Origin of the sequence: Bacteroides sp. 224, from assembly GCF_010500995.1 — a bacterium.
Classification (GTDB): Bacteria; Bacteroidota; Bacteroidia; order Bacteroidales; family Bacteroidaceae; genus Bacteroides.
This window is the reverse complement of the sequence record NZ_QVMK01000018.1, coordinates 22,193-40,313: the sequence shown is the minus strand read 5'-3', so window position 1 is coordinate 40,313 and position 18,121 is coordinate 22,193. Positions and strand designations below refer to the sequence as shown.

The 18,121-nt window shown below is 42.7% G+C and carries 14 protein-coding genes; 1 reads left to right on the top strand and 13 read right to left on the bottom strand.

The features are described 5' to 3' along the window. Positions 1-308: 308 nt before the first annotated feature. From D0T60_RS09970 to ilvD, 7 genes are all read right to left on the bottom strand, one after another. Positions 309-503, bottom strand: a complete 195-nt coding sequence (locus D0T60_RS09970; protein WP_163218038.1) for a hypothetical protein — start codon at positions 501-503, stop codon at positions 309-311. An 89-nt stretch (positions 504-592) separates the two neighbouring features. Further along, positions 593-1,063: a hypothetical protein gene (locus tag D0T60_RS09965; protein ID WP_163218037.1), complete on the bottom strand. Its 471-nt coding sequence runs from the start codon at positions 1,061-1,063 to the stop codon at positions 593-595. 539 nt (positions 1,064-1,602) lie between these two features. Continuing rightward, positions 1,603-2,649 carry a ketol-acid reductoisomerase gene (gene ilvC, locus D0T60_RS09960; RefSeq protein WP_163218036.1) on the bottom strand — a complete coding sequence of 349 codons (1,047 nt, stop codon included), beginning with the start codon at positions 2,647-2,649 and terminating at the stop codon, positions 1,603-1,605. 79 nt (positions 2,650-2,728) lie between these two features. Beyond that, positions 2,729-3,472, bottom strand: coding sequence for an acyl-[acyl-carrier-protein] thioesterase (locus D0T60_RS09955; RefSeq protein WP_163218035.1), 744 nt, complete (start codon positions 3,470-3,472; stop codon positions 2,729-2,731). A 3-nt stretch (positions 3,473-3,475) separates the two neighbouring features. After that, positions 3,476-4,033: an acetolactate synthase small subunit gene (gene ilvN / locus D0T60_RS09950; protein WP_163218034.1), complete on the bottom strand. Its 558-nt coding sequence runs from the start codon at positions 4,031-4,033 to the stop codon at positions 3,476-3,478. Positions 4,034-4,163: 130 nt separating this feature from the next. Next, positions 4,164-5,927 (bottom strand): biosynthetic-type acetolactate synthase large subunit, encoded by a 1,764-nt coding sequence (gene ilvB / locus D0T60_RS09945; protein ID WP_163218033.1) that lies wholly within the window; start codon positions 5,925-5,927, stop codon positions 4,164-4,166. Between the two features lie 104 nt (positions 5,928-6,031). Then, positions 6,032-7,837 carry a dihydroxy-acid dehydratase gene (gene ilvD / locus D0T60_RS09940; protein WP_163218032.1) on the bottom strand — a complete coding sequence of 602 codons (1,806 nt, stop codon included), beginning with the start codon at positions 7,835-7,837 and terminating at the stop codon, positions 6,032-6,034. Positions 7,838-8,818: 981 nt separating this feature from the next. Between ilvD and D0T60_RS09935 the strand changes: the two genes are divergently transcribed. Next, a complete protein-coding gene (locus tag D0T60_RS09935) occupies positions 8,819-9,415 on the top strand; it encodes a peptidylprolyl isomerase (protein WP_163218031.1) in 597 nt (198 codons plus the stop codon). Between the two features lie 87 nt (positions 9,416-9,502). On the opposite strand, the gene D0T60_RS09930 is transcribed toward D0T60_RS09935, so the two are convergent. The 6 genes from D0T60_RS09930 to D0T60_RS09905 form a co-directional block, all read right to left on the bottom strand. After that, positions 9,503-10,516, bottom strand: coding sequence for a toxic anion resistance protein (locus D0T60_RS09930; RefSeq protein WP_163218030.1), 1,014 nt, complete (start codon positions 10,514-10,516; stop codon positions 9,503-9,505). A 5-nt stretch (positions 10,517-10,521) separates the two neighbouring features. Further along, the gene (locus tag D0T60_RS09925; RefSeq protein WP_163218029.1) at positions 10,522-12,582 is read right to left on the bottom strand and encodes a BREX system ATP-binding domain-containing protein; all 2,061 of its coding nucleotides are present in this window, start codon (positions 12,580-12,582) and stop codon (positions 10,522-10,524) included. Beyond that, positions 12,566-13,798 carry a tellurite resistance TerB C-terminal domain-containing protein gene (locus tag D0T60_RS09920; protein ID WP_163218028.1) on the bottom strand — a complete coding sequence of 411 codons (1,233 nt, stop codon included), beginning with the start codon at positions 13,796-13,798 and terminating at the stop codon, positions 12,566-12,568. Before D0T60_RS09920 ends, D0T60_RS09925 begins: the two co-directional genes overlap by 17 nt. Positions 13,799-13,960: 162 nt before the next feature. Next, positions 13,961-16,201, bottom strand: coding sequence for a fimbrillin family protein (locus tag D0T60_RS09915; RefSeq protein ID WP_163218027.1), 2,241 nt, complete (start codon positions 16,199-16,201; stop codon positions 13,961-13,963). A gap of 50 nt (positions 16,202-16,251) precedes the next feature. Continuing rightward, entirely contained in the window at positions 16,252-17,187 is a 936-nt protein-coding gene (locus D0T60_RS09910; RefSeq protein ID WP_163218026.1) for a hypothetical protein, read from the bottom strand. 64 nt (positions 17,188-17,251) lie between these two features. Continuing rightward, positions 17,252-18,109 carry a hypothetical protein gene (locus D0T60_RS09905; protein WP_163218025.1) on the bottom strand — a complete coding sequence of 286 codons (858 nt, stop codon included), beginning with the start codon at positions 18,107-18,109 and terminating at the stop codon, positions 17,252-17,254. Between the last annotated feature and the right edge of the window lie 12 nt (positions 18,110-18,121).

The window sequence follows — 18,121 nt, the reverse complement described above, 5'->3', positions numbered from 1 at the left end:
TTCCACTTTGTGAAATAAAAGTTCAAAGATAACATCATCTAACTGATTTTACCCAATCTTTGTTGAACAAATTTCCCCTGCAACATATTCCTATATTGCTTTAGCAAGATTTTGCACGACCGTAACGAGATTTTGCCACGGCCGCAGCAAGGTTTTATCACGGCTGTGACAAGATTTTGCCGCGGGCGTGGAAAAACCTGACATAAGAAGCATCATATATGTGCTATAGCCATGTAATGAATAAATTTTTGTTCATTAGAATATATGCCTGTGGTTTTCCTGCTGTATTATGAATCAGTTTTTATTCATTAATCACCCAATTCCAAACCATCAATAAAGTATTGTAACTCCTGACTTAAATATACTTCATCGAAAGTAGTTTCATGATGAACACTAATATAGCATCTTTGTATAGTTTCAATAACATTTCGTATATCTTTCTTGCTTATATTTGGCATTGTGTTTAGCGCATGAAGCGCTTCAATTCTTAAATCTTCATTCATAATTGATAATCACGGTTTTACTAAATTTATCCTTAAAGACATAGATCCGGATTCTTTCAATAATCCGGATCTGTTTCGCACCAATACTATTATCTCTGTATTGTCTGGTAGTCTGTTGGTTCAGTATGTTGATACAATTTCTTTACCTTTCCACCATAACCAGTTACAGAAACCTTATACCCTTTTACCAATCCAAAGAAATAGTTATGAACTGTATTACGGTATTGGGGATTTGCAATTATATCATATTCTCCACCATCCAATGCATCATACATTGCACACGACTGAGCTTTTTTTACCCTTTTACCAAAAAGAGATGGCTTTTCGGAATTATTCTCAAAATATTTATTACCACCGCTTACTCGCACTCCTAAGAGATACCATTGATTAGCTTTCCCAATGACCTTGTTTTTCTCCGATAGATCTACTTCCGCTCTGATTTCATTAGGGTGAACTTCTGTATAAGCGAAAGGAGCAACTACTCCAGTCCGGCTTACAGAAGCACAACTTGTCATTAAACCAACCACACTAAGTGCCAAAAGAAAACGTAATTTTCTCATGCTTTTTTGTCTCATAATTAAAATAATGTATATATTCCGAGGCTCAGAGGAATGATTATATAAAAAAAGAAGTGTGAGCCAACTTAGTTTATCCCCTGAAGAGGCTCTGGACTGCCCAAGACGTGGATAAAAAAAATCGCTCACACCCAACTTGTATATATTTCAATAACATATACGAGAGGTAGAACGTTTATTTTATTCTTATACGTCTTCGAAATTGTCCAGATTTCTTCAGATAGAATAAGCTAAACGCTTCTTAAAATAAAATGTCTGCTATATAATATAGCGTTGCAAATATAAAAAAATGTTTAGCAATAAACGCATCTTTGTGAGCGATATTTATTTTCAATGCACAAATTAACAAAATTCAGATCAAATAAGCATTATCCAAGTTATCCATCTAATGCAAAGTAATAATAAATTTCCGTTTCATATTTATTTTAATTTTCCAAATTCTTAAGGAGTAGCAGAAGAAAAAATACAAAAAAAGAGTGCCTCGCTCAGAAACACTCTCATTTATTTATCTGATTAAAAAGTGATTAGTTATTCTCCGGACGCAACTTACGTACCACTGCACCTGCTTGCCACATTTCGCTTTCGCGAAGTTCTTTCAACTCTGCTTCCAATCCTTCGCGGTAATCGGGTTTGGAGTTGGTGTCGATAGAGCGTTGTGCTTCGTTACCTACTTTTACCTCGTTGTATAATTTGGCAAATACCGGTTTGGTGGCATCGTGGAAGGGTCCCATCCAGTCGAGGGCACCACGCTGAGCGGTGGTTGAGCAGTTGGCGTACATCCAGTCCATACCATTCTTTGCGAATAAAGGCATTAATGATTGAGTCAACTCTTCTACGGTTTCATTGAAAGCTTCGGATGGAGTGTGTCCGTTTTCGCGCAATACTTCATATTGAGCTAATAAGATTCCTTGAATAGCACCCATCAATGTACCGCGTTCGCCGGTAAGGTCGGAGTACACTTCTCTTTCGAAGGTAGTTTCAAATAAATAACCCGAACCTACACCGATACCTAAGGCTACTACACGATTCCATGCGTTGCCGGTAGCATCTTGGAAGATGGCATAAGAAGAGTTCAAGCCACGTCCTTCAAGGAACATCGTACGCAATGAAGTACCCGAACCTTTAGGAGCTACCAAAATTACATCTACATCTGCCGGAGGAATAATATGTGTACGTTCTTTGTAAGTGATACCGAAACCGTGCGAGAAATAAAGTGCTTTACCGGCAGTAAGGTGTTTCTTTACAGTAGGCCATACTTCAATCTGAGCGGCATCCGACAGCAAGTATTGAATAATAGTACCACGCTGACAAGCCTCTTCAATATCGAATAACGTTTCGCCGGGTATCCAGCCGTCGGCTACTGCCTTTTCCCAGGTTTTGCCGCCTTTGCGTTGTCCGACAATTACATTAAATCCATTGTCGCGAAGGTTCAAAGCCTGTCCTGGGCCTTGTACACCATAACCGATTACGGCAATGGTTTCATCTTTCAATACTTCACGAGCTTTTTCCAATGGAAATTCTTCACGAGTTACTACGTTTTCTGTAACTCCGCCAAAGTTCATTTGTGCCATTTTAATTTAAGTTTTTGAGTTTATGGGTTATAAGTTTTTAGTTTATAGTTTTGAGTTTATAGTTTATAGTTTGGGGGGACTATACAAATATTACTTTTGCACGACAAACTACTTCGTCGTGGTTCTTTCTTATCTCTACGCTAAATTCCCCACCGCCAATCTCTTCTTTATAGAATTTCAGTTCATCGCCATAGTAGCCTTCGGCAATGTAGGCTATCTCGAAACGACGAACGCGCATGGTTTGATAATATTCTATGGGGAATAAATCCAGTATATGTTCTATATAACGGATGCTGTTTATATGACCGTTCACATCAATATCGTTATATTTGGCTACCAGGGTTTCCGCCACTTCTTTGGTATCTACTTTAATACGGGTAGGCTTCTCGATGGGGCAATCTTCTCCCTCGCAAATATAATGGGCGATGCTGCCGTCGTGCATACTTAATAAGTCGGCCGGCTTACGGGTATTCATATTGATCATAGCCCAGATAGAACGTGCATAGCCTATCTTTATTCCATCTTTATTAAGGATGGCAAAGTTACGGTCGGTAAACAAGCGATACACATTCTCTACCCACGTCTGAACTGTAAATTTCTCATATTGATAAGGCATATCATCCAGTTCGATAGCCAAACGGGATAGTACCCAAGTATAGTTTTCTTCGTTGAGCGTAGACATTCCAAAGCCGCGATCGGTGGCATGAAACCCAGCACAGTTCAACAAATGATTGCCCAACACGCCTAAGGTTAGCTTCCCGTTAAAGTCTACATGGAAAGGCTCGGCTACAAAATGGTAGGTACCAATTTTATTCTCTTTCATAGATCATTCTTCTTTTTTGTTTTGAAGGTATTTCTCTTCTCGCATGGTTAGATATTCATTTACTCGCTCAAAGCAACTGGTGGTGATAGCTACACGCCCCGAGCGTACAAATTGCAACACACAATTAAATGCACGCAACTCGTTATATAAAGAGGTGATTTCCTCGCTCATTCCGTTCTTCTCGACAATACAAAACACCGGATTTACCTCTACCACCCGGGCACTGTATCTACGAATTATTTTAGATGCGAGCGGATTCTCCTGAAACTCGGGAGTAGACAGCTTGTAAAGCGCAATCTCGTGGAAGTAGATTTCATCGTCCGTAAAGTAATGAGCTTGCAATACATCTATTTTCTTCTCAATCTGTTTCACTACTTTCTCTATCACATCTTTGGTAGCCCACGTAGTGATGGTATATTTATGTACTCCTTTAATGGAAGAAGCCGACACATTCAGGCTCTCTATATTAAGCTGGCGACGGGTAAATACGGCCGTCACCTGATTGAGTAATCCTGCTATGTTCTCCGAATGAACGATAAGGGTATATAATGTTTTCTCCATGATTTTTATTTAGTTACGGGTTATGAGTTACAAGTTACAGGTTACAAGTTACGGGTTATAAAATACAGTTCACAGATTACACTAACATCTTGTAACTCGTAACTTGTAACTCGTAACTTGTATAACTCGTTCAACATTCCAACAACATTTGATTTATACTACTTCCCGGAGGTGTCATTGGCAATACGTTACCTTCTTCTATCACACAGGCTTCTAAGACGAATGGCCCATCGGTAGTTAACATCTCGCGGATGGCATCGTGCAGTTCTTCGCGCTTTACGACGCGACGGGAGTTGATTCCGTAGGCTGATGCTATTTTCATATAATCCGGATTCATCATCGGGGTGAACGAATAGCGACGGTTGAAGAACATTGCTTGCCACTGACGCACATTGCCCAGATAGTTATTATTAAGAAGAATTACCTTTACGGGGGCTTGTTGCTCCATGATAGTGCCCAACTCCTGAATATTCATTTGCAAACCACCATCGCCCATGAAAGCGCAAACAGTACGATGAGGAGCTCCAAAGGTAGCACCAATAGCAGCAGGAAGCCCGAAGCCCATGGTTCCCAAACCTCCGGAAGTTACAATACTCCTATTCTTGCTATACTTAAAGTAGCGAGCAGCCATCATCTGATTCTGACCGACATCCGTCACCAAAACAGCTTCATGATGAGTAGCTTCGCTTACGGCACGAATCACCTCGCCCATATTCAGCGGACCTTCTTTCGGATGAATTTCTTTCTCGATAACCTGTTCGTTCTCTTGTTGGGCATATTCGGCAAAGCTTTCAATCCATGCTGTATGTTTATTCTCTTGAATCAGTTGAGTTAAGCGAGCCAATGTTTGCTTACAATCGCCCAGCAGGGGGATGTCTACCTTAACGTTCTTATCTATTTCGGAAGGGTCGATATCCAGGTGTATAATCTTGGCTTGCTTGGCGTAGGTGTCTAACTTTCCGGTTACACGATCGTCAAAGCGCATACCTACGGCAATCAATACATCGCACTCATTGGTTTTTACATTGGGGGCAAGGTTTCCATGCATTCCCAACATACCTTTATTCAACGGATGATCGGAAGGAACAGCCGACAGCCCCAACAGCGTGCAGCCCAAAGGCAAATCTGCCTTCTCTACAAACGAGCGTAGTTCTTGTTGGGCATTGCCTAACTCTACTCCTTGCCCTACAAGCACCAAAGGCTTCTTTGCGCTATTGATTAGTTTAGCGGCTGTTTGCAAATATTCTTCATCTACATCCGGCTCAGGATCGTAGCTGCGGATAAAGTCAAGCTTCAAGGGTTCATAATCTACCATTTCTACCTGTGCGTTCTTGGCAAAGTCTAACACCACCGGGCCCGGTCGTCCGCTTTTGGCAATGTAAAAGGCGCGCGCTACTGCCCATGCCACATCTTCGGCACGCTGTATCTGGTAGCTCCATTTGGAGATAGGTTGAGTGATACCTACTAAATCGACTTCCTGAAAAGCGTCCGTACCCAGAAAAGGAGTGGCTACCTGTCCGGCTATAACTACCATAGGAGTACTGTCGATCATAGCATCGGCCACACCGGTCACTGTATTGGTAGCTCCGGGTCCGCTGGTTACCAAGCATACGCCTACCTCGCCGGATACTCTGGCAAGCCCCTGTGCTGCATGCGCAGCCCCCTGCTCATGGCGAACCAGAATATGGTTTAATGTATTCAGATGATCATACAAAGCATCAAACACCGGCATAATGGAGCCACCCGGATATCCGAATATGGTTTTCACACCATGATGTTCCAACGATCTCATTAATGCTTCGCCACCGGAGATTCTCTCCTCTGTTGAGAGAATCTCAGTTGAGAGTGGAGAGTTGAGAGTTGAGAGTGGTTTGTTGTTATCTTTTTTAGTCATGATTTCTTGTTTTATTGAAAGTTTTTATTCAATTGAGAATTGAAAGTAGAGAGTTGAGAGTTAGCCATGCGGCATCGTAACTCTCCACTCTCAACTCTCCACTCTCAACTATTAATCACCCTCACCGCTCCTTTATCTGCCGAGCTCACCATACTTGCGTATGCTCTCAAGCTCTTCGATACATAACGTTCCCGGGTAACGGGTGTCATGGGGCGAGCGGCCAATTCTTCGTCTGTTAGTTTTACGTTGATTGATCTTTCGGGTATATTGATTTCGATGATGTCTCCATCTTGCAGTTTACCAATATTTCCTCCGGCAGCGGCTTCGGGAGATACGTGACCGATACTTAACCCGGAAGTTCCTCCACTAAAACGACCGTCGGTAATCAAAGCACATTCTTTTCCTAAGTGACGCGATTTGATATAAGAGGTAGGGTAAAGCATCTCCTGCATACCGGGTCCTCCTTTAGGCCCCTCGTGAATGATGACGACCACATCGCCACTGACGACTCGTCCTTCAAGGATTCCATCACAGGCTGCTTCTTGTGAATCGAACACTTTGGTGGGTCCTGTAAACTTCCATATACTTTCGTCCACACCGGCGGTCTTTACCACACAGCCATCTTGGGCAATGTTTCCTTTCAATACTGCCAGTCCGCCATCTTTGGAGTAGGCGTGCGCCATATCTCGGATGCAGCCTTCGGCACGGTCTTTATCTAACTCCTTATAATATGTATCTTGCGAACCTAATACCAAATTGAACTTACCTGCCGCGGCACTCTTGTACTTTCCGGTGGCGGCATCGGTTACGTTGGGGCTCATGATGTCGTATTTGTCGATGACTTCGGCCAATGTCATGCCGTCTGCACGGTGCACGCTTGTATCCAGCAATCCGCCTTTGGCAAGTTCTCCGAGTATGGCAATGATACCTCCGGCACGATTTACATCTTGTATATGGTATTTTTGTGTATTGGGAGCTACCTTGCATAAGCAGGGCGTTTTACGGGAAAGCATATCAATATCATCCATCGTGAAGTCTACTTCGGCTTCCTGAGCAATAGCCAACAGGTGAAGTACTGTATTGGTAGAGCCTCCCATAGCAATATCTAATGTCATGGAGTTCAGGAAGGCAGCACGGGTGGCAATGCTTCGGGGAAGAACGGTTTCGTCTCCATCGCGGTAATATTTATAAGCATTTTCAACAATTAGTTTGGCTGCATCCTCAAATAAGCGCGTGCGATTTGCATGGGTGGCCACAATGGTGCCATTACCGGGCAATGCCAAGCCGATAGCTTCGTTCAGGCAGTTCATGGAGTTGGCCGTAAACATTCCCGAACAACTACCGCAGGATGGACAGGCAGCAGCTTCTATCTGTGCCACTTCTTCATCGCTCACGCTTTGATCGGCCGACTTTATCATGGCATCAATTAAATCTAAGTGTTGTCCGTTCAATTCTCCGGCTTCCATGGGTCCGCCCGATACAAAAACAGTGGGAATATTCAGCCTCATAGCTGCCATCAGCATACCCGGAGTTATTTTATCGCAGTTGCTGATGCATATCATAGCATCGGCTTTATGAGCATTCACCATATATTCTACGCTGTCGGCAATGATATCGCGCGAAGGTAATGAGTAGAGCATACCGTCATGCCCCATTGCAATACCGTCGTCGATGGCAATGGTGTTGAACTCTGCGGCAAAGCAACCAAGTTTTTCGATCTCGGTTTTTACTTGCTGTCCAATCTTATGCAGGTGCACGTGTCCCGGCACAAATTGGGTAAACGAGTTCACTATTGCAATAATGGGTTTGCCTAACTGTTCTTTCTTCATGCCGTTGGCCGTCCATAAGGCGCGGGCTCCTGCCATGCGGCGTCCTTGTGTGCTTAAAGAACTGCGTAGTTGATGTTTCATATTTATCTCCATTTAATTAAAAAAGCCTCCCCCACAATGTGAGAAAGGCTCTAACTAATATCTTATTGCTTTACGACAATACAAACAAAACCTTTCTCACGCTCTTGATGTGACCACCACGAGGTTAATAATAGATAGAGAAAGAATAATTGATGTATTGTTATTCATAATGCTATATTCTCATTTCAAATACGTCACAAAGGTAAGTGCTTTTTTATAATATACAAGCAAATAGAAGAAAAAAAGAGAAAAAATACGAGTAATTGAAAGAGATAGGGGCAATAAAGGGTATTTTTATCAATTGCCGTTTGCTTTAGCTTAATAACATCAACTTAAGAAATCCCGAAGGGATTGAACTTTGAATAACCCCCAGTGAAGCGTAGCGACTGGGGGTGGTAAGGTGCTAAAATGCCTCTCAACGCTGAAGGGTTGAAGCAAATTCGGAGTTCAGATGGCGTGACAATACCTGACATTAAGTTCTAATTAAAGGCCAACGGCCTTTGCTCAATAGCATAGGGCAAAGCCCTATGTGGATGATTATATCGTGTGTTTCGACCCCAACGGGGTCAATCTTGCATATAACAGGTTGACCCCGTTGGGGTCACGAGATATACACGGTTTTTGATTACATAGGGCTTTGCCCTATGCTATTGAACAGAGGCCGTTGGCCTCTAAGTTAATGGCGTTGAGCTAACTAAAGCAGACTGCAAGAAGCTAAAGATAGAAAAACCTTAAAGTAAACTGTACTGCAATTAAAAGACAGTAGCATTTCCCCTCGCAGACAGTAGCAATTGCCCTCGAAGACAGTAGCATTTCCTCCCGAAGACAGTAGCATTTGCCAAGTATGGCTTTTTCATTCTTTTTCCACTTTTATCTTTACTTTTCACTTTTATCTTTTCACTTTTATCTTTATATCCTCTATCTTTGTAAATTGAACCTAAAGGATTCAAGCAATACATATATTAATATACAAAAACAAAAATGAAAGAAGAAAGCAAGTACATTACTGTAGCATATAAATTATATACTACTGATGAAAAGGGAGAAAAAGAATTAGTAGAAGAAGCTACGGTAGAACATCCATTCCAATTCATTTCCGGTCTTGGATCTACACTTGATTATTTCGAAACCGAAATTCTGAAACTAAATAAAGGTGATAAATTCGACTTTACTATTCCGGTAGACGAAGCCTACGGAGATTATGAAGAAGACCACGTAATAGACCTTCCGAAACATATTTTCGAGATTGATGGTCGTTTCGACGCTAAAATGATTGCTCCGGGAAACATGGTTCCTCTGATGGACAACGAAGGACGTCGCCTGAACGGTACTGTAGTAGAAGTAAAAGAAGATGTGGTAGTGATGGACATGAACCACCCATTGGCAGGAGATGACTTAAACTTTGTTGGCGAAGTGGTAGAAAGCCGTGTTGCTACTCCGGAAGAAATTCAAGGCATGATAGCTATGCTGTCCGGCGGCGGTGGATGCAACTGCGGATGCGAAGATGGTGGCGACTGCGGAGGCTGCGGAGATGAGCAAGGCAGCGATTGCGGTTGTGGCGGTGGTCATTGTCATTAAAAAGAGATAAACACAGAGGCACAAAAGCACAGAGTATCTTGTTTCTAATAAGATTGTAATCTCTGCGTCTTTGTGCCTCTGTGTTCATTATAATGTACTCAGATCTTTTATCTTTGTTCGGAATTCCAACTCCACCTTTTGCAGCTCGCGCTCGGCTTCCAGTCTTTTCTGCCTTCCTTCTTCCTGCACGGACATCACTTCATCGATAGTGGCAAACAGGTCGATATTAATTTTGTGCAGCGTATCCATATCTACAATACTTCGTTCGCTCTCGCGTGCCAGCTCTATGGTAGATGAACGAAGCATATCACTGTTGCGACGAAGCATTTCGTTGGTAGCATCGTTCACAGCTTTCTGTGCATCTAAGGCTTGCTGCGAGTGAATCAGCCCTAAGGCAAGCACCATCTGATTGCGCCAAAGAGGCAACGTGTTTACAATACTCGATTGTATTTTATCCATCAGCATGGCACTGTTGTTCTGTATCATCCGTATCTGGGGAGCCATCTGCAAGGAAATCATACGGCTGATTTTCAAGTCGTGCAGCTTCTTCTCGAAGTAATGGAGCTGCTGTGTTTCTTCGTTCGAGAGTTCTTTAGAGCGAAGTTCCTGTATCTTATCCTCGCCGGCATAGATATATAAAGACAAATCTCTGCAATAACCCTCATTCTGTTTATATAGCTGATCGAAAAGGTGTATATCCTTCAGCAAGGTTTGATAATGTTTCTCCAACTGGCGCTCTACCTGCACCACATTGGTTTCCACCTTCGAGTACTGGCTTTTAAGATGTATCAACTTCTTTTTCAGGCTCATGAAGATGGAGAAGAGTCCTTTGCTGTTCATCGTCCGGTCGAATGTTTTCAGATTAGTAAGCAACCCGGACAGCAACTCTCCCACTCCTCCCATATCTTTATTACGCACCTGCGTAAGAACCGTTTCCGAAAAGGATACCATTCTATTCTGAGAAGCAGCGCCATACTGAATCACATAACTCTTATTGCTGATATCGATTTTCGATTTGTATTCGGCTACTCTGGCTTCTTCTTCCGCAGTTAACGCCGGTCTGGTTTCCTGATCTTCTGCAGTTATTATTTTGTTTTCCATCTTATTTATTCTTCGTTTATTAATCCTCTGTTTCTTAAACTCTGTTGATAAGCCATCGATTCTGCATCAATATCCAGCATATCGGTTTGAAACATTCTAATCAATTCGTTTTCGAATGCTTGATAAGTCAAATCCAACGAAGCTATAATGCGGTTGCGAGATTCCAGAATCTCTCCGGAAGTAATTCCCGACACCTCCAGAGCTTTGAGCTGCTGCAAGAGTTTAATAACCGTATCTGTATGACGCATAGCAAAAACCTCGCCTGCCGTATGATCCTTCTCCTGAATCATATAAGCAATCTGGCTCATGCGGCTTAATTGTGCTTTCACTCGCGGAGTTTCTATTTCTTTCTCCCAATATTTCAGTTCCGCAGCCAGTGTTTTGCGCTCGATAATATCAATCTGTGCTTCCAGCAAATGCACCAACTGCTTGATGCGGCTGTTTGGAATAAAATCGATGTTCAGTTTCTCGGCATCTAACACTACCTGAAGCGTGCTGTACTGCGGACCGCTTTTATAGCTCATCTCATTGATACGCCCATAGGGAAACGATTTTACATTGCGGCGCTTGCTGATAAAGATCAATCTTTTCTCGGAGGCAACCAACATCCCTGCCTCGTTATTAAAGGAAGCCGAGATGGCTTTCAGTAGGTTTTCATCATCGAGTAGTATATTGGCCAGTTCTTCCAATATCTCGGGAGGAAGAAGCACATTCTTCGATTGTTTTTCTATGCGCTTTATTCTTCGCTGCTTGATTTCCTCTTCCGATTCTACAATGGGCTCGTCGTCTTCTACGCGTTCTTCTATTTTTATCTCATCAAAGAGTACTTGCTTATCGGCAGTAGGATTCTGGCGGAGGATGTTTAGGATATTCAGAAAATCACGAATTACTTCGCGCGGAGTCAGGAACTCTGTGGCTCCCGGCTTATTATAGATTTCTTCCATAAAGGTGTGAATGTCTTTATCGGAGAGATCGACCTCGCACTTATAGTTGAAATTGAAAATGGTTCTCAGGTTATATAGCAACACAAAGATTTCGTCATGGCTCAGCGGCATCAAGCGGATTACGGGTTGCGAATAATCGCGGCGTTCCATCGTTTCGTACTTATTGACTTTAAGCCGGGTTTTTAAAGCGTCATAACTGTAGAAACCTTTTTTATCGTCTTCAAGTGTTTCCGTGGTTCCGGCTACATTCAGAAACAGGTTCTCTACTTTCCCCTGAAAGCAATCATTGTACATACTCAACAAGGTTTCATGGTTTCGTTGACGCATTCCGGGGTTTGCTATCTTAAACAGGTTTACCGCTTCATCCAGGTTTATTACCAATCCGCTATAGCCGATGCTTACGAATAAACGGCCGAAGTTTTTCAGCATATCATAGTAATTGCGATCGTTCACAATTTCGCTTACTCCCAAATCTCGCCTTGCTTCTGTTTTGGTGGTGTATTCTCCTTTTAGCCAACGAAGGGCGTTTTTGCGCAACAGGTCATCGCTTTTAATAAAACCTTCGTAGTATTTAATGATGGCCAATCCAAAGTCGAAGCCTCCCGTTTCGGTTATTTGATTTACGGTTTTAATGATTTCATCCTGAACAAGCGTAAAGTATTGCTCGTTGCGTATCTCTACCAAAGATACTCCATGAGTGGTTGCTGCTTTTACAATAACCTGTTCAATCCACTTTTCCAACAGAATATGCAAAGCTCCTCCTTCGGGTTTGGTTTGAATGGCCACATTGTTCATTAGTGCAGTGTATAGTGCTTGGGCTTTCCCATCGTTGGAGTATAAACGGATGTGGGGAGTAAAATCGGCACCGGCCACTACAAACTTCTGTTTCAGGGCAACAGTGGTTAAGAGATGAAGCATAAACGATTTTCCCGATCCATAATCGCCAATCCAAAGTTTCATCATGCTGTGCCCGTTCTTCACTTCTTCGAGGGCATTCAATACCATTTCCACTTCGTTGGAGCGCCCTACGGTAATGTGTTGCACCCCTATTTTGGGTACAACTCCACTCACCAATGAGTTTATAATTGCAGTAGCCTCTTTGGGCTTAACCTTCATTTCCATTTTCGTTTATTTGCTGAAAATACGCTTCGTTTATCACATAGTAGTCATCGTCTTCCTCTATCAGCACATCATCCAACTCTTCATAATACTCCTCATTGATGCTTTCTATAAACTGACCGACAAATATTCCGCGAGGACGTGCAAATATATTAACTTCTTCTTTATTTAGCTTCAAAGAATTGCTAATAAATAACTGAAAGAGAGCATCTTTATGATTGGCAGGTAATTCGGGCGTAGCTTTTGCCGATGGTTTTTCAATCTTGGGGGTAGAAATCGGTAGCTCTTCTTCCTCGCTCAGCAAGTTGCCCAGCACCCCTGCTACTTTAGATTGTTTCTCGGCTGCCGACTTTATGGCTTGTACGTTCAGCTTTATTTTCTTGCGTTGGGTAAGCTGCATTTCGTCGAACTGCTCTATGGCTTTTTCCCAGTTTTTGTATCGAAGTAGTTTTTTGCAAATGGCATCAAACTGCTTTTCTTCTTCGGGGGTTTTAAACAATAGCTTACGGTACTTCACTCCTATTTCCTGATGTTTGAAGGTGTCTGAAAGGCATTTCACTTTCAGGTAGTGCAAATAAAAGCGTAAGGCGTATCCACGGTCTTTCTTTGCCAGAAAGCGATAGGACTCAAGGTATATTTTACGCTCCACAGGAACTCTTTGAGCGTTATTTTCGCCCAGCCGACACACATCTTCATAGTACTGTTGAACGTGTTTTGGTGTAAAGCTTTCCTGTAAATGGTTATACCGAATCTCCCAGGCATCAGCATTACGGGTATAGAATCTTTTGTCTTCTGTTCCTGTTATCTTTCGTACAACAGTGCGCGCTTTCTCATCGATGGTTTGCCCAATCTTTGTAGTCAGTTGTTCTTCGCAATCTTCGCTATCAAAAAGATCAAGAACATCATAATCCAACTCTCGTATAGCGGCATATTCGCATAAAGTAAAAAGGCTACCGGAAAAGGAGTTCATTTCCTCCGGAAATTCTCTTTGTACGGTAATATATAATATAATAATCTGCTCCTGACAATACTTGTTTGCTACCAGCATATTTTCCCTTAACCGGGGAAGCTCTTTATATTCTTCTTCTGTAACCTCAAAATCTTGAGTGAAGATCTGGTAGACTTTCTTTTTTTTGCTTCCCCGTTCAGCAGTATAAAGGTTAAGAACAGGAATGAAAATGATAAGGATTAAGACTATGAAAAAAATGATATATCCCATTGATTAAATATTAAGTATCTGTATGCCCTACAAACTTACGGATTATATTCGAGTGTATCATAAAACCAAAATGAAAATGCCGGAACAGAGTATCCGAAATCAAAAAAAGTCTTTCAAACAATTGCTTGAAAGACTTTTTCCTTGTGCGAGGGAGTACCTCGATTAATAGTTCATGCTTCCGCTACCGGAAATCTCATTCCACTGAGCCACAGTAATATCTCCTACTGTTACCTTGTTTTTATCTACCGTAAGTGTAATATTATACTCTGTACCTGCATTGAGCTGTGTGAAGTAATTCTTCAGATCGATGCTTAACGAAGTAGCAGCCACCTGCGGTGTTCCGTTTACGGCAGGTATGCTTACTGTTGCCGTAGCCGAGCTGAGAGCAGCAAGCTCGGCAGCTGTTTTAGGCGTAAAGATGGTCGATAAACCGGCTTTATTATTGGCCACAGTATAATCGTATGTTGCAGTATAAGCATTGGCACTAAGTCCGGCAAAAGTTACTGTAGTTTTAGAGTCGGCTGTTATAGCTGCCCATTCAGCATCAGAGTAAAGAGCTCCCTTTTTCAGCGTTACACTGATTCGGCTGTTAATGTGCCCCAGAGTGAACGATAGCGGTGCTCCGTAAACAGTTGGTGTAACTGTTCCCTGAAGTATGTCTTTCTCCGGTGTTCCGTTACCATTAGGAGTAAAGGTTAGCATAAACTGTCCCATACTTCTTGTTACTATGCTTTCCCAGTAAATAGGAGTGCCCGATGTAAGGGTAAGAGTAGGGGTAGGCAATTTCACGAAACTGTAAGTAGCGGTAGTACTTCCGTATGTTAATGTCAGTACTCCATCGCCGGGCAATTCGCTTAAGCTTACAGCATCTATAGCTACTGCTGCTCCTGCCTCCGCAGTATCGGGTGTCCATTCGGCCACACTTATTGTTACAGTTACGTCTGTTGGTTCCAATGTAATGTTTAGGGTGGCGTGCTTACCGGCTTCCAATTCCAGTGCGTTGGTAAGTTTAACATTGTAGGTCAATTCTCCCAAGGTAATGGTACCTACCAGTGCACCTGCAGCAAGCGTAGTAGAGGGATTCATGATGAATGAATTTCCGCTTCCTGTTACCGTTTGGGTATAATTTAATAGTTTTACTACGGCATTGCTTAAATTGATGTTAGCAGGAAAATCTGTTCCTGCTGTCAGATTCAGCGTAAGTTTAGCTTTAGTGTGTTTAAATTCAAGAGCAATAGCACCTCCGCTCATAGTTACGGCATCTGTTGCTAAATCGTCGGTAATACTGGTTATAGCATCTGCTACTCCTATAGCGGTGGCAGCAAACACGTCGGTCGGCAAGGTTTCTTCTACCAAGAAGAATTTAGGGCTGGCAGTCCATGCACCATTAGCATATTCATAAACAGTAGGATTAAGTCCGTTTTTGGTTACTGTAAACTTCTTAACATCGGGTTCGCCTGTTAGCGGATTATTGGGGGTAACAACGTTGATGGCATTTGCCGTAGCTGTACCACCATTTCCCCACTCCTCAATAGTAGCACTGATATCTGCAATAGTTTCTTGCTTAAGTGTTATTACAACGGTAGTAACCTTGCCGGCTTGCAATGCTATATCGTCGGGCAATGTAGCGGTAAAGTCTTTTCCGCCAACGCTTACTGTAAACGCAACTCCGCTACCGGCAGCAGTAGGCATTACAATAGCAGTACCTCCCACCAAGTTAATATCGGCCACATCGGTGGTAGAGCTAATTTCTTGAGTCAGCAAGTTGTATGTACCTTTGGTGGCAGTGCCGTGCAAGGTAACAGTTGCTGCCGAAGCATCTATACCAGTGGTACTTGCATCTGTATTAACAACCATCGCCAATTTGGCTAACCGATGACGGAAAACTAATGACACATTGATGTTACTTGTAGAATGTCCGGCAGCTCGTTCCGAAGTCATCAGGTCGATAGCCGGAAGCGAGGTTTGTGAACTTACATCAATTTTCAACAGACCGGTTTCCAGTGCTGATTGGTCGGCATACGGATAGTAAGCCAATACATCAACCTTCGATCCGTCTTCGGGATAATAGGCTGTATTTTGCTTATCGGTTGCATCAAAGGTTGCTGTAGCTCCACTACCAGCGGTGTTTATATATTTGTAATTAGCTTGATTGCTGTACACTACATCGGTTCCATCTACCAAGGTATATATACCAATAAGGTCGTTGGAATGCCAAGTAACGTCGGTTGCACGGGTCGACACCCCGGCATTAACGGTTAACGGAGTACGAGAGTTAGAAGAAGGAGTATTGTCATCTTCATTAGAACAGCCAACCAATAGCGCTACTGCTACTAAAGCTACGATCATCGAAAAATGAGAGCTGAGAACCGATAACGATCTCTTTATTTTTATATTATTCATATTGATAGTTGTTTTTTTGATAGTTTTTACATTCATTATTCTATGTATTATTAGTCTTGGTGACCTTCAATTTCTACTGTTCCTCCATCTTCCCAAGGGGCTATCGTAGCCTGACCGAAAATATGGGTAAGACTCTTTTTATAATTAGAAAAAGATATTGTAAGGCGCTGATTGGTAATATTCTCCTCGCGATTGAAGGTTTGTCCGGCATCAAGACTGTATCTACCTACTATGGTAGAAGAGCCGTCGGCAGGAGTAATCGAAATAAGAGCTTCGCCCTCAAACATTACTAAACAAGGATGAATATGCAAGCGCAAGGTTACACCGGTGGCATCTACCTGAGCCAACCAAGGGGTGTAATCTTCGCCACCAAGAACGTAGGTATCATTGCCATTATCTTTAAGGCTGTGTATCGCTATCCGAGCACTACGAATGTATTGTTCGAACTCACTTGTGCTCCATTGGTTGGGGTCGGTATCCGGAGTGATTTTTATAACCAAATCGGCATTGAGATGGTCGAGCTGTTGACCGGCATCGGTATATAGCTGTCCGGTAGTAGAATCGAAGGTAACAGAACCACCAATCCGATCGGCATTATGATACTGCTGCCAAGTGCTTTGGTTAGGAAGAGCATCGGCCTCTTTAGTGAGACTGTAGCGACCATCAGCCGGCACCTCGCCGGTTGAAAGCACATCGGCCTGTGGTGTCCAAGTGCCTTGGGCGGTATGGGTGTAATGCCCAATAACTCCATCGGTTCCGTTGGATGCAAAGTATTCGGCTTTCAACACATCTCCTGCGTAAAATGGTTGCAATGTTTCAGCACCCTCACCGGCCCGAGTAGAGGTTTGACCTGCCACAGTAAGATTGCCTATGCCAACTTGGTTTGTTGGGTTGCCGGAAGCAGGCTCGTTGTCGCTGCCACACGATGTTGTTGTTAGCAACAATGCTGCGGCAGTTATCATTATTAATTGTTTACTATTCTTCATTATTTTGAATTTTTAAGTACTTAACCTAAGCACTCAGGTTTGAAGTATGTTTCGATGTCTACCACTATCTTGTTGTATCTCCAACCACTACACTCCCGGGACCCGAATTGCCTGAACCATATCCCACAAACACCTGATGTTTTTTCCCCAACAGGTCGCTTCCACTGATGGTAAAAGAGTTGTAGTTTACACTACCGGTTATCTTAGTACAATCAGCAGCCAAGCGTGGATACAAAATTAAAGGTTCGTTGTTTTCCACCACATGGGTATTAGTAAGACCATTGATAGTAATAATAGAACCTACCGGAAACCCAACAAAGGCTACTTGTGCAGTTTCATGTGCGTCGGTACCGAATGTTAGATGAAGAGGAGAACCCACAAACCTCACTAGAGAAAGATCTTCGGGTTCTATGATCTCTATTTCTTCTTCGGGAGGTAAAGGAGGTATAGGTGGTATAGGAAGTCCTTCGCCAGTAGTGGCTTTATAGATAGGTTCGGTATCGGATACACGAGTACCGTTAGCATCTTTAACTCCAAACCAAGAGGTAATACTAGCATTTACTACTATACCGCCGGATGTTGGCCAAAGAGGAGGCGTACCGTGAAATTCCCATGTACTTCCATTGTAGATGGCTTGATGCACAGTAGTGGTTTGCTCTCCACTGAGATAAGTAACAGTAAAGAAATCGGTTCTCACATCACCGGCAACCCATTCGGCCATATCAGAATCATCGATAGTAGAACGAGTAGATAATTGCCACGTGGGTGGTGTGGCAGGAGTATAGATCGTAACACGTGCATCATCTTGGATGTTTAAATCGGGCATCTCATTGTTGCACGCAGCAAGTAGCAAAGTAAATGCTACTATCATAGTCAATTGTCCATAGTCAATTGCCCATTGTTTTATGATATTTCTTCTCATTGTTGGTATAAT

Coding starts and splice junctions, on each gene's coding strand:
- D0T60_RS09970 (WP_163218038.1), bottom strand. CDS start 503: ATGAATGAAGATTTAAGAATTGAAGCGCTTCATGCGCTAAACACAATG.
- D0T60_RS09965 (WP_163218037.1), bottom strand. CDS start 1,063: ATGAGAAAATTACGTTTTCTTTTGGCACTTAGTGTGGTTGGTTTAATG.
- ilvC (WP_163218036.1), bottom strand. CDS start 2,649: ATGGCACAAATGAACTTTGGCGGAGTTACAGAAAACGTAGTAACTCGT.
- D0T60_RS09955 (WP_163218035.1), bottom strand. CDS start 3,472: ATGAAAGAGAATAAAATTGGTACCTACCATTTTGTAGCCGAGCCTTTC.
- ilvN (WP_163218034.1), bottom strand. CDS start 4,033: ATGGAGAAAACATTATATACCCTTATCGTTCATTCGGAGAACATAGCA.
- ilvB (WP_163218033.1), bottom strand. CDS start 5,927: ATGACTAAAAAAGATAACAACAAACCACTCTCAACTCTCAACTCTCCA.
- ilvD (WP_163218032.1), bottom strand. CDS start 7,837: ATGAAACATCAACTACGCAGTTCTTTAAGCACACAAGGACGCCGCATG.
- D0T60_RS09935 (WP_163218031.1), top strand. CDS start 8,819: ATGAAAGAAGAAAGCAAGTACATTACTGTAGCATATAAATTATATACT.
- D0T60_RS09930 (WP_163218030.1), bottom strand. CDS start 10,516: ATGGAAAACAAAATAATAACTGCAGAAGATCAGGAAACCAGACCGGCG.
- D0T60_RS09925 (WP_163218029.1), bottom strand. CDS start 12,582: ATGGAAATGAAGGTTAAGCCCAAAGAGGCTACTGCAATTATAAACTCA.
- D0T60_RS09920 (WP_163218028.1), bottom strand. CDS start 13,798: ATGGGATATATCATTTTTTTCATAGTCTTAATCCTTATCATTTTCATT.
- D0T60_RS09915 (WP_163218027.1), bottom strand. CDS start 16,201: ATGAATAATATAAAAATAAAGAGATCGTTATCGGTTCTCAGCTCTCAT.
- D0T60_RS09910 (WP_163218026.1), bottom strand. CDS start 17,187: ATGAAGAATAGTAAACAATTAATAATGATAACTGCCGCAGCATTGTTG.
- D0T60_RS09905 (WP_163218025.1), bottom strand. CDS start 18,109: ATGAGAAGAAATATCATAAAACAATGGGCAATTGACTATGGACAATTG.